The sequence below is a fragment of the Sporosarcina sp. P37 genome (assembly GCF_002109365.1).
Classification (GTDB): Bacteria; Bacillota; Bacilli; order Bacillales_A; family Planococcaceae; genus Sporosarcina.
This window is the reverse complement of the sequence record NZ_CP015349.1, coordinates 2,147,859-2,159,847: the sequence shown is the minus strand read 5'-3', so window position 1 is coordinate 2,159,847 and position 11,989 is coordinate 2,147,859. Positions and strand designations below refer to the sequence as shown.

Below are 11,989 nucleotides of genomic sequence, written 5' to 3'. Positions count from 1 at the left end.
GAATGTCCGGGAATCTACGTAATTTCAGAAGAATCTATCTGCCCGCTTCATTTTATTGGGAATGCGCTTAGATTCGGAAATTGCTTGCGCTTCATTGCTTCTGCCACCCAGTCATTCAGCTGCGGAACAGTCAGCGGCCTTGAAAAGTAATACCCTTGAAAAGTTAAGTCAGACTTTAGTTCCAGCAGAAACTCCGCTTGCTTCTGCCGCTCTACCCCTTCAATGACGACAGCCAAATCCATCGAGCAGCCAATCGCCAGGATGGCATTCAGCACGGCACATTTCTTTGGCGGTGCCGGCACCCCGTCTGTAAAAGATTTATCGATTTTCAGCGTCGTGATCGGCAGCTGCTGCAGATAGGAAAGCGATGATACGCCTGTTCCAAAATCATCAAGAGCCACCGAGAAACCATAGCGCTTGAACCGCTTCATAGCGGCAATCGCCTGCGGAATCGATTTCGCGGTACTTGTTTCTGTAATTTCCAGCTCAATACGGCTTGGATCGATTTTATACGCACCGGTTTCTTTCCAAAGAAGGTCCAGCAAATGGGGATCTGTTACATACTCCCCCGGTATATTGATGGCTACCTGAGGTATATGTGTGCCCTGAGAATCCCAGTTATGAATCTGTCTGCACACTTCCCGGATGATCCAGTCAGTCACTTCGCCCATCCGTCCATCCTGCTCTAAAATCGGAACGAACGTGGCAGGCGGAATCGGCCCAAGATCCGGATGCATCCAGCGCAGCAACGCTTCGACCCCGACAAATTCAGCATGGGCACCTTTCACTTTCGGCTGATAGACGAGGGAAATATGATTTTCCTTGAGCGCCTTGGAAATATCACGCAATACATCCCGCTCATAAGACATACCGTGGATGGCAGGATCGAACGTCAGCAAGCCCCACTCACGTGTAATCGCTGCCTGTTCCACGACCATCATCGCCTCTTTATACAACTGCTTGACTGATTTATGCTGATCGGCTTTTGCCACCCCGCAAACGTAGCGCATCTCTTGCCGTTTGATCGGCAGCAATTGATCGATTTCCCGCTGCATAATGACTAAAAACTTATGAAAATCTGCGTAACGTCCTGCCTGCTTGACATAAAACAAATAACGGTTCCCGCTGACACGGTACAACTCGGTGAATGTAGGTTTCCACTTCGCAAGCAGCGAGCCAATTTCCTGCAGGATTTCGTCCCCCGCTTCATAGCCGTATAATTGATTGATCCGCTGAAGGTCAGGGAAATTCCAGACTGCCACATCCCCCGCTGCCACGTCATCGGTTAAACAACGCTCCCAATTCCGGCGGTTCGGAAGTTTTGTCAATACGTCAAAATACTTTAGCCAATAATCCAAATAACCGTCTACATATGAAACCAATAGCATCGCAACAAGCAGCAAACCCGCTCCGACACCTATTAATGTATTCATGAAATGCATATGCATCACGGGTTCACCTAACGCTTGTCCAGTTTCTATGTAAAAGCCCGTTCCGAACATTCCGATAAAGTGCACGGCTGCTGTTCCGGCAGTCAGAAACGCGACTGCTGACACTTTCGATAACACCGCGCGTTTCGGATGACTGATCGCCCGAAGTGCGAAATAGGTCAACAACCCGGCAATTACGTTTGCCAGTATCATCAGCAACCAATTATAGCTGATGTACACATCCATCTTCATCGCTTTCATACCGAGTAAATGCATGATGCTCATCCCGTCTGCTATGAGCGCCGCCGCTACCGCATGACGCCAGCATATTTTCATCGGGGTCTGCACAAGATGGAATGCCAGCAACGCCGCAAAAAATATCGGCAGAATACAAAGGAATCCCCATGTGTAGTCTACATGCATTTCTACGGGCAGCACGAGTGAATTCATCGCCAGGAAATGTGTAGACCATATTCCGAATGCGAGTGCCAGCGAAGCCAGCACAAGCCAGACTTCCCGTTTGAAAAAGCTGGGTTTTTGCATCCGGTCATATAGATTAAGCGTCGTAAAGGAAGCGAACACTATTACCAGAATGGACAATATGTTCATTTCCAGCGAATAGGAACCGGTTAATTGTGATAGTTCTTGGTAGTCTGGTGCACTAAACATCCGTTCCACCTCCTCAACCCATATAAAAGGGAGATTCATACTTTATAGTGATTCTAACTACTCATGGTAAACGTTATACATAAAAGTTTATTCTACTATTATTTACTATTTTACTAGTATAGTCAATTTATTTCCGAGTAATATGGAGGTGTTTCTCCCTGTTTTTAGTAACTTTCTGCTGGCATTATGTTTTATTTGTAAGGGATCGCAACAGATGTACAAAGTGTACGTACTTCTATCGCCGCAGTATGGTAGAATACAGGAAATTACTGCTTAAAGGAGAGAGTTTATGCCTATCTACAATAAACTTGTACGTGACTTGATTCCACAGATTATCGAAGCCGATGGAAAGACATGTGTAACCCAGACACTTAATGAGACGCAATACATTGCTGAATTGAATAAGAAAATGCACGAAGAGCTCGCGGAGTATGAAGAAGCCGATACAGCAGAAGCAGCAGTGGAAGAACTGTCCGACTTACTGGAACTGATCCATGCGGCTGCCAATCATCATGGCGTGACAGTTGAGGAGCTGGAAACGGTGCGCGCCGAAAAAGCCAGTGCACGCGGCGGATTCACAGACCGGATTTTTCTAGTGGAAGTACAAGATGACTAAACTGCGGCTGCTGACGAAAAACTTGGTGAATGACTTAAAACAACTGACTGCAGAAGCAGATACAATCTACTGGATGACGTCATTTATGATGAAGTCAGGCGTTAAGGAAGTACTTCCCTCTCTTCGTGATGCTGCCATTCGCGGCGCAGAAATCAAGATCCTGACAGGCGATTATCTGTCCATCACTCAGCCTGATGCCCTTACTTTACTGTACGATGGATTGCCGGGCGCCGAACTTCGGATGATGGAGAGCGGCGGCACTTCCTTTCACCCGAAAGCCTATCTATTTAAGTCAGCAGACAGCGCTGCCGTGATCATCGGCTCCTCGAATCTTTCTAAATCCGCATTAACTAATGGAATCGAGTGGAATCTCTACGCGCCGTCGTCTGCAGATGAAGATATTTTCGAGACCTCTGCCAGCGCATTTACAGAAATGTTCTTGTCGCCGAACACCGTAGCAATCAATGAGAATCAAATCGAACAATACCGGCAGCGATATGACGAAACCAACCGAAAACTGCCATTCAGTTCTATATGGGAGCCATATACAGCCGCGACCGAAATCGAAATGACATTTGGCCCAACTGAACATGCATCCGCCGACAGTTTCACCGATCCCGCAGCCACGTATGAGTCAGCTGTAATGGAACCGCGGCCTGCACAGGAACTTGCGCTGGCTGCTTTAAATGAAACTGTCAAGAATGGTTATGAAAAAGCGCTCGCTGTTCTCGCTACAGGACTCGGCAAAACATACCTTGCCGCGTTCTTCGCTGAATCATTCAAACGCGTACTTTTCATTGCCCATCGTGAAGAACTGCTGACACAGGCGCAGGCTTCCTTCTCGCGCGTTTTTCCGAACCGGACGAGCGGTATTTATAACGGCCAGCAAAAAGAAACTGACACAGAATTTGTTTTCGCATCTATCCAGACACTCGCCAGACAATACCATCTGGAGAAGTTCTCTTCTGCCGCGTTCGATTTAATTGTCGTGGATGAATTCCATCATGCGGCGGCCACTACATATGAACGCGTCCTGGATTACTTTACGCCAGAATTTCTGCTCGGCCTCACCGCCACACCGGACCGGCTCGACAATAAAGATGTCTACAGCCTGTGCAACGGCAATGAAGCGATCTCTATCCACTTTCTGGACGCCATCCGGCAAAATTGGCTTTCCCCTTTCGTCTACTACGGTGTACTGGACAAAACGGATTACAGCGAGCTGAAATGGCGCAATAACCGCTATGACGAAGAGGAACTGTCCCGGCTGCAATTGCGGGACAGTTACGCGGAAGCTGTAATCACTGCATGGAACGAACATAAGAAAACCCGCACCATCGCCTTCTGTTCTTCCGTTAAACAAGCCAGTTTCCTAAGCGACTACTTCACAGAAGCCGGCTTCCGTTCACTTGCGCTGCACGGAGGCACGGACCGGCACGCACGCATTGCAGCCCGAAACATGCTGGAAACTGGTCAACTCGATATGATCTTCACCGTCGACTTATTTAATGAAGGCGTCGACATCCCGAACGTCGATACTTTATTATTCGTCCGCCCTACCGAATCATTAACTGTCTTCACGCAGCAAATCGGCCGCGGTTTACGAATCGCGCCAGGCAAGTCGCACTGCGTAATCATTGACCTGATTGGAAACTATCGCAATGCCCGGAAAAAGTTCCAAGTATTCAACGAGTCGAACGAGCTGCCGGCGAAGATCAGCAGCGGGACATTCAGTGAACCGAGTTATTTTGAATTTCATTTTGAAACGGCTGTCGTTGATCTGCTTGAAGCTATGAAACAAAATGAACCTGTCCAGCAACGGCTGATTACTGCCTATTTTGAACTAAAAGCTGAACTGGGGCACCGCCCTTCCTATCTGGAATACCATCTGAAAGCCACTGAAGATGCAAAAGCCATCCAGCAAAAATTCAAGACGTACCCGCTACTCCTGAAATATGCTGATGAACTGAATGATTTGGAGAAAGAAGTTCTTACACAGCATAAAGATTGGCTAATTGAAGTGAACAAAACGACAATGACGAAAAGCTATAAGATGATTTTGTTAAAGTACATGCTGACGAGAGGACCTGCCAATTGGCATCAGCCCGTCACCCCAAAAGAAGCTGCGCCGTTTTTCCATGCGTATTTGATGGAGAAGCCCTATCGCCGTGATGCAGATCTGTCGGATAAACAAGGCAAATCACTCCGGCTATATAATGAAGAAAAGATAGCCAAACTGATTGCTGCCATGCCGATGACGAAGTGGAGCGGGGCTTCTAAAGGTAAGATTGTGTTTGAGGACGGGATGTTCATACCTAAGATAGATGTTGCAGAGGAGCACGAGGAAATCTTGTACGGCTGGGTGAAGGAGATTTGTGAATATCGCCTGCATTGGTATTTTGAAAGAAAGAGTGCTGACATATAAGCTTTCCACTTTGCTGCTGTTATTCTATAACTACTATCCTTGAACTCAATAGGCACTCTTCATCAGCTTCGCATTTATTCAAGAACAGCCCTGCCGATTATGAATCCTTGCTCGTCTTGATTATTTCAATTGGGCTTCAGGTGCTGTTGAATACCCCGCAGCACCTGAAGATTACACATTTGCACAAACTTTTTTACGACACTTTGCACGCTTACCCAATGCGTGCAAAGTGTTTTTTGTCTAACTTCTTCTTGAAGCCCCTTTTGAATATTTCCTGCACATTGTTGATCGTGACATACGCTTCTTCATCGGTATGCTGTAAAATGCGTCGCAGCTGAACGAGTTCTGACTGATTAATGATCACATACAAAATATCTTTTGTTTCCATTGTGTAGCCGCCGCGGCCTTCGAGGATGGTGACGCCTCTTCCCATAGTAGTCAGCAGTTCCTGTCGAATGGTTTCCTGGTGATTAGAGATAATCATCACAGCTTTTCGATCGTCTGCCCCGCCAACGATTTTATCAATGACAATCGCCCCGACATAGACAGCCACTAATGTATACATCGCCTTTTCTATTCCTATAACGAAAACCGAGAGCAAGATGACTGCGATATCAATGACCAGCATGGATTTACCTACACTCCAGCCTAGCAATTGGGACATCAGTCTGGCCAATATGGTTGCCCCGCCGGAGGTTCCGCCGACTCTAAAAATAATTCCAAGGCCCATGCCGACGAACAGCCCGGCAAACAATGCAGCCAAGAGCGTGTCATCGCTGAATTTCACTCCCCAATGGACGCTCAGCTGCAAAAATACCGACATGAAAACAGTTGTAATCAATGTATAGATAAACGACCTTTTGTCTAAAAATTTATAGCCTACCAAAATTAAGACCAAGTTCAACACAAGACTGACAGCAGCCGTTGACCAGTTAAATACATAATGCGCGATAATGGAAAGTCCAATCACGCCGCCTTCAGACAGCATGTTTGGAATTGCGAAGTAGTTAATTCCAATTGCGAAAAGCAATGAGCCCGCAATCAAGGCTGTATAATCGATCCATTTCTGTTTCATTACTACACCCCTTCTGTCTCATCAGGTGATGAGTTTTTGTGTACATAAAATGGCCCTCACCTGTTGTAAGATGAGGACCAGTAGATGATAGACGTTTATTTCACGTTAAGACAAGAAATGTTGTTTACCCTTCAATATATGTTGCTCCATAACGGATCTAACCATATCGAAATCACGTTTTTTCAGATTTTCGTTTATTAGAATATGATCGTCTATGGACATTTGAATCCGGCTGAGATCCTGAAAAATTTTCATTCCGTGGTGAAAGCACCTATCACTGACGTTGCCAAGTATTTTCACGAAGTAGTCATTGCCGGTCAGCTGCAATAAATAGGAATGGTATTCCAGATCAGATTTGATGAACTCGTAGACTTTAGACTCTTCATACATCTTTTGCTGTTCTTCAACAAGGGCTTCCAAACGCTCCAGATGTTCGTCAGCGAAAACAGCCGATAGCTTTTCTATCGAGAATAACTCAATGGCTAGCCGTACATCCATGACATTGTTCGTTTCTGCAACTGTCATTTGTTTAATATAGATTCCTTTTCTCGGGTAAATCTCAACAAAATTTTCAGAAGCCAATTTTAATAATGCTTCCCTGATCGGAGTTCGGCTCATACCCAGTAAGTCTGCTAACTCATTTTCGGATACCATGGGACCTTTTAATTCGCCCTTAATAATCAGTTCCTTAATCTGTGCATAAGCTTTATCATTTAAATACTTTGGCTTTGAAATGATAGTCACCTCATCCTGACACGATTAGTAAACCGCCGGTCGTCTGTGGTCGAGGCAAGGAATACTTTCTCTAGCATTCTTAACAGTTTCAGCATCCATATCTGCCATAACGAACCCTTCTCCTTCAGGAGCCCGTGCGACAACTGTTCCCCAAGGATCAATAATCATACTGCTTCCATAGCAGGCTTTTCCAGGCACATTAGTTCCAAACTGTCCGGCTGCCACAACATAACATTGGTTTTCTATTGCTCGTGCTCTTAGTAATACTTCCCAGTGTAACATTCCCGTATATAAAGTGAAAGCTGCCGGAATAAACAGAACACTCGCACCGTTAAAGGCATAACTTCTGAAAAGTTCAGGGAATCGCAAGTCGTAACAAATACTCAATCCCGCTTTTCCAATCGGCAGATCAACCATTTTAGTAGACTCTCCCGCTTGCACTGTATCTGATTCTTTATATGTTCCTCTTCCTTCGATACCAATATCAAAGAGATGCACTTTTCTATACGTTTCAAGCAACTCGCCGTCTTTCCCGATAAACAGGCTCGTATTATATGACTTTTCATCAGTATGCTTCTCCAGAATACTTCCAGCGTGAATGAAGATACTGTGTTTCTTTGCCAGTTCCGTCAGCATCGTAGTAGTTTCGCCTTCTGGAATTACTTCTGCCGCTCCCGGCTTCTGTTCTTCAGGCCCCATGAAGTTGAAGTACTCCGGAAGGGAAACTAGTTCTGCGCCTTCATTAGCCGCCTGTTCAATAAACTTCTTTGCTTTCTCTAAGTTTTCTTTCTTATTGTCTCGTGTATTCAATTGAATAACTGCTGTTTTCATTTCGACATTCCTCCTGGTATTTTATTATTTACTTCCCAGTAGTTCCGGCAGCCATAGTGATAACTGAGGGAAATACGTAATTAATAGTAATGCGATGAACAATGGAATGTACATCGGCAATATTGCTTTCACAATACTTTCAAACGAGATTTTCCCCACCCTGCTCATAACATAAAGACCTAAGCCTACAGGTGGTGTGACCATCCCAATCAACAAGTTAAAGGACATGACGATACCGAAGTGAATACGATCAATACCCAAACTATCGATAATCGGCAATAGAATCGGCAATAAAATTAACTTAATTGGTATCCCTTCCATAGCCATTCCAAGGACCAGCAACATTACGTTGATGATTAACAGCATCAAATACTTATTGTCCGTTAAGTCCAACAGGAAGTTAGAAAGTAAGTAAGGGAGTTGTTCAGCCGAGATGACCCATCCCATAGCTGTACCGATTCCTACAAGGAACATAATGAGTGCAGTTGAACCGACACTGTCAACGAACCCTTTTTTCATCGTATCCCATTTCAATTCTTTATAGACGGCTGCACAGAATATAGAGTACACAACTGCGATTGCACCCGCTTCTGTCGGTGTTACGACCCCGCCAAGCATTCCGCCGAGTATAACCGCCGGAGCAAGAATTGCAAAGAATCCGTCCTTAAATGTCTGTCCAAGTGTTTGTAGTTTAAATGGCTCTGCTGGAGGAGTGACAATCGTGCCTCTCGCAGCACCAATATATACATAAATTGATAATGTCACTGCAATTAATAGCCCAGGAATAATACCGGCAATAAACAGCTTTTCGACAGAAACTTCAGCCAGATATGCGTAAATAATCAGAGGCACACTTGGCGGAATAATCGCCCCTATTACAGAGGATGCTAATGTCAAAGCAGCACTGAAAGGTTTTTGGTATCCTTTGTCTGTCATCGCCTTAAGTTCAATCGCTCCAAGACCTGCCTGATCGCCTACCGCCGTTCCTGAAATCCCGGAGAATATGACACTGGCCGCAATGTTTACCTGTGCCAGCCCCCCTCTAATATGACCGATTAGAGCGGATGCAAAAGCAAAAATACGTTGCGTAATACCGGCTGAGTTCATTAAGTTACCGGCTAATATGAAGAGTGGCACTGATAAAAGCGTGTAGCCTTTTATTCCTTCCACCAACATAAGCGGTAACACTTCCGTTGTATACCCCCCCATGACCAGCACTACAATTGTCGAGAGTGCCATAGCAAAGGAAATCGGGAATCCGAACAGCAGCAACAGGAAGAATACCGAAAACAATGTAATTGCTAATAGCATATGTTATTCCACCTCCTCTTCTGAGACTAGATGCTGCGCTGGTTTAATTGAGCGGAAAATTCCATAAGCCGCCGTTACAACCACTAGAGCCAGCATCAATACCAGCGGTGCATAAAACCAGGCTGAGGGTGCTTTCATAATAACTGTTGTCTTTTCAAGATGTGAAATTGTCAGCTTCAATGAAAAGAAGAACATCGTAGCGGAAGCAATAAACAATAATAAACTGTTAATCATATTAATGATTCTTTGCTTTCCATAACTGAATTTATCGACCAGAAATGTAATCGCGATGTCTTCTTTATCCACCACTATCTTTCCAAATCCTAAAAATGTGATCCAGCAGACTAAGATAGAGAATAGTTCTTGTGACCAGTCCAGTGAATGACTAAAGAAGTATCTCAGCACTATCTCTGTCGACAAGATCCCAATCAAAGCGAAGAAGCAAAGTAAAGCGATGAACAAATAGATGTTTGCGACTGTATCGAGTATCTTTTTCACTGGGAGTCCACCTCATTATTCAATAGATTTTATCTTGTCTACGAAACCTTCAGGGATCTTGCCTTCTTTTTCAAGTTGGTAGTGGTAATCGGAAAATGCTTCTACCCATTCATCTTTATCAATTTCAAAGACTTCAATTCCATGATCGTCTTTCATCATTTGCATATGTTTTTCAACTTCATCAAGCGTTAATTTCGTCGCTTCTTCTCCTGCTTCATTAGCTGCCTCTACAAGGATTTTCTGATGTTCTTCAGATAGCTCGGAGTATTTGTCTTCACTGATTGCAATGACGACATCTTGTGGATATTCATCAATATTCGTCATATATGGGGCAATTTCCGTGAACTTCATTGGCCATACTAATGAAATCGGCGATGTAACTGCGTTTACAAGACCTTGTTTCAAACCAAGATACGTCTCAGTCCAAGCAATTACTGTAGGCTTTGCTCCTACAGAATTATAAGCAGAGGAATAGAACGCAGATTCAAACGACCGTAACTTCAATCCTTTTAGATCCTCTACTGTCTTAACTGGTTCTTTTGACAACATGACACGGTATGGGCCGCGTCTAAAGTTCCGTTCAGTATTCAAGATTCTAACTCCGTTTTCAATTAAGTTCTCTTCAATATCTTTTCCGATTTCGCCTGTATTGAACTTTTGGTAATGTTCAAAATCCCTGAACAGATAAGGCACACTTCCAACTTCAATTCTTGCATCAAAATCCTGGAAGTAATTTGCACCTTCAGCGTACATATCTTGAGTCCCAAGCAGCATATTGTCTATTTGCGTTGTTCCTTTACCAAGTTGCTCTGCAGGGTAAACTTTTACTTGTAAGCTACCGTCACTCTTCTCGTTAACTAGTTCAGCAAAATGCTCAAACCCTTGACCTTCAGCGGTATCTTGCGGCATTTTGGTTCCCATCTTTAATACGACTGCTTTTTCCGAACCATTCTTCGAGCTGCCGTCAGCTTCGCCACCGCTGCAAGCACTTACAAGTAGTGCAAAAGCCGACACTAGCATTACTGTAAGAAGTCTTTTCATTTATTTTCCGCCTTCCATTTTAGAATAGTATGCATCGATTAATTCATCTGCTCTAGTGATACTGGAAAGAACTTTTCCACCGTCCAGCAATTTCTTCGTATTTGGCTCCTTCTGTTCGCTTGCTTCAGTTTTTGCAAGGATTTCTTCATAATCCAAATCTGCCGGCATAACCAGTACCCCATTATCGTCCGCGACAATCAGATCACCAGGATTTACACTTACACCGCCGCATTGTACAGATGTGTTGATTTCTCCACTTTCACCATAAAGCTTCGTTGTGATGGGTGATAATCCTGTAGCAAAGACAGGAAGTCCAATTTCACGTAGCGCTTGAATGTCCGTACAAGGTCCATCGATGATAATAGCTGCGAGCTTTCTTACATTGGCCGCATATGCAACCATTTCTCCAACACAAGCATGTTTAACATCGCCTGTCCGGTCAATGACCAAGATATCTCCTTCTTCAGCTAAACTCACTGCCTTATGTACCATAGTAGAGTCATCTACACTTGTTCTGACTGTAAATGCGGTACCGACAACGCTTACATTTTCAAACATACTTTTAATTCTTGGATCCATAAATCCATAATGTAAGTGGTGTCCAATTGTCGCTGGCTCTACCTTGCTGAATCGTTCCTTAAGTTCACTCGTTAATTTACTATTTTCTACACGGTTTAATATTTTCATCTTCCATTCCTCCTCGAATACTTCTTGTATACAAGTAGAATATTACGGTTAATTTATCTCAAAAACAATAGTGCTTTGTGATTATTACGAATATTTAGTTATTTAAAGATAGCGCTTTCATTTGTTTTATGTATAATGTTGAAAATTACCAATCAATAGAATGCAGAACTACTTTTACCCTATTTTTTATAACAGGAGCAGAAAGAAAGCCTGCACGTATGATAAGTACACAGAAAATCCTCCAGCTTCCACTTGTTCAACAATCAAGGGCTTTTTTATGAAATTCTTGTTTATAGAAGAACTTTTCATTTAGAATTTAATATAATAATATAGTAATATCTTGAAAAATTATTCAGAAAATTTTATTTACTGAGTGATTAGAACTACTAAGTGATAAGCTATAGGCAGCTCCAATATTTCAATGCTTTACTTATCAAGAGGTGGTGAAATAGAGTTTGGAATCGAATCTTTGTTTTATTTAGCCCTAGAAGGCAAAAAGCAGCTGCTGCATATTACTTAGCGACGACTGCACCCAAACTCATATGTAAACACTTTGTGTTAGCCCCGGACATTTTTAGCTAGTAAACACGCTAAATTTGACGAAGGTTCTATGATTACAGAAACGCCGATACAAAGATTATTAATTTTCGTTTGTAAATTTCATCAATAAA

The 11,989-nt window shown here is 43.6% G+C and carries 10 protein-coding genes; 2 read left to right on the top strand and 8 right to left on the bottom strand.

Features of this window, described 5'->3' with window-relative positions; all coding sequences use genetic code 11:
- Nucleotides 1–47 precede the first annotated feature (47 nt).
- Nucleotides 48–2,099: a bifunctional diguanylate cyclase/phosphodiesterase gene (locus tag SporoP37_RS11105; RefSeq protein ID WP_158233669.1), complete on the bottom strand. Its 2,052-nt coding sequence runs from the start codon at nucleotides 2,097–2,099 to the stop codon at nucleotides 48–50.
- Nucleotides 2,100–2,388: 289 nt separating this feature from the next.
- Between SporoP37_RS11105 and SporoP37_RS11100 the strand changes: the two genes are divergently transcribed.
- On the top strand, nucleotides 2,389–2,715 hold the full coding sequence (locus tag SporoP37_RS11100; protein ID WP_081243708.1) for a nucleoside triphosphate pyrophosphohydrolase: 327 nt from the start codon (nucleotides 2,389–2,391) through the stop codon (nucleotides 2,713–2,715).
- Nucleotides 2,708–5,140, top strand: coding sequence for a DEAD/DEAH box helicase family protein (locus tag SporoP37_RS11095; RefSeq protein WP_085430964.1), 2,433 nt, complete (start codon nucleotides 2,708–2,710; stop codon nucleotides 5,138–5,140). Before SporoP37_RS11100 ends, SporoP37_RS11095 begins: the two co-directional genes overlap by 8 nt.
- A 211-nt stretch (nucleotides 5,141–5,351) precedes the next feature.
- On the opposite strand, the gene SporoP37_RS11090 is transcribed toward SporoP37_RS11095, so the two are convergent.
- The 7 genes from SporoP37_RS11090 to SporoP37_RS11060 form a co-directional block, all read right to left on the bottom strand.
- Nucleotides 5,352–6,215, bottom strand: coding sequence for a YitT family protein (locus tag SporoP37_RS11090; protein ID WP_081243699.1), 864 nt, complete (start codon nucleotides 6,213–6,215; stop codon nucleotides 5,352–5,354).
- Between the two features lie 105 nt (nucleotides 6,216–6,320).
- Entirely contained in the window at nucleotides 6,321–6,959 is a 639-nt protein-coding gene (locus SporoP37_RS11085; protein ID WP_085430963.1) for a GntR family transcriptional regulator, read from the bottom strand.
- 15 nt (nucleotides 6,960–6,974) lie between these two features.
- Nucleotides 6,975–7,781: a carbon-nitrogen hydrolase family protein gene (locus SporoP37_RS11080; RefSeq protein ID WP_081243704.1), complete on the bottom strand. Its 807-nt coding sequence runs from the start codon at nucleotides 7,779–7,781 to the stop codon at nucleotides 6,975–6,977.
- Nucleotides 7,782–7,805: 24 nt separating this feature from the next.
- The gene (locus SporoP37_RS11075) at nucleotides 7,806–9,092 is read right to left on the bottom strand and encodes a TRAP transporter large permease (protein WP_081243703.1); all 1,287 of its coding nucleotides are present in this window, start codon (nucleotides 9,090–9,092) and stop codon (nucleotides 7,806–7,808) included.
- A 3-nt stretch (nucleotides 9,093–9,095) separates the two neighbouring features.
- Nucleotides 9,096–9,590 carry a TRAP transporter small permease gene (locus tag SporoP37_RS11070; RefSeq protein WP_081243702.1) on the bottom strand — a complete coding sequence of 165 codons (495 nt, stop codon included), beginning with the start codon at nucleotides 9,588–9,590 and terminating at the stop codon, nucleotides 9,096–9,098.
- A 15-nt stretch (nucleotides 9,591–9,605) separates the two neighbouring features.
- On the bottom strand, nucleotides 9,606–10,631 hold the full coding sequence (locus tag SporoP37_RS11065; RefSeq protein ID WP_081243701.1) for a TRAP transporter substrate-binding protein: 1,026 nt from the start codon (nucleotides 10,629–10,631) through the stop codon (nucleotides 9,606–9,608).
- Nucleotides 10,632–11,318, bottom strand: a complete 687-nt coding sequence (locus SporoP37_RS11060; RefSeq protein WP_081243700.1) for an RraA family protein — start codon at nucleotides 11,316–11,318, stop codon at nucleotides 10,632–10,634. It abuts the gene before it with no gap.
- Nucleotides 11,319–11,989 lie beyond the last annotated feature (671 nt).